Source organism: Haloarcula sp. Atlit-120R (genome assembly GCF_003665885.1).
Lineage (GTDB): Archaea > Halobacteriota > Halobacteria > Halobacteriales > Haloarculaceae > Haloarcula > Haloarcula taiwanensis.
In genome coordinates, this window is the sequence record NZ_QPLN01000086.1 from 1 (window position 1) to 460 (window position 460).

The 460-nt window shown below is 64.3% G+C and carries 1 pseudogene; it reads left to right on the forward strand.

Annotated features, from left to right (window positions below):
• A pseudogene (locus DVK01_RS21340) lies at positions 1 to 460 on the forward strand (branched-chain amino acid ABC transporter permease); the annotation flags it as partial.

Below are 460 nucleotides of genomic sequence, written 5' to 3' on the forward strand. Positions count from 1 at the left end.
CTGTTTGCGATTCACGTGTACAACGACCCGCTGGCGGTCATCGTCGTCGGGACGCTGGCCGCGGTCGCCCTCGGGGCGGTCGCGGCGCTGATTCTCCTGCGCCTCCACACGGTGTACTTCTCCATCGTGGCGCTCGCCATCGGGCAGTTCCTCTACTTCCTCGCCCGCGAGCCGCTCGTGGAAATCACGAAGGGGATAAACGGCCTCGAAGTGCCGCGGTCGGACGTTCTCGGGGTCTTCGAGCTGGAACACCAGTACGGCGGCCTCCTCGGGGAACTCGTCGTGAACAACCTCTATCGCTTCGTCGGCGTCTTCTTCGTCGCCGTCGTCGCCTCCATCACGCGCATCCGCAAGTCGCCCTACGGGCTCATCTTCAAGGCGATTCGCGAGAACGAGACGCGGACGGCGTTCGTCGGTCTCGACGTCTGGCGCTACAAGTTCGCGGCGTTTCTCCTCTCTG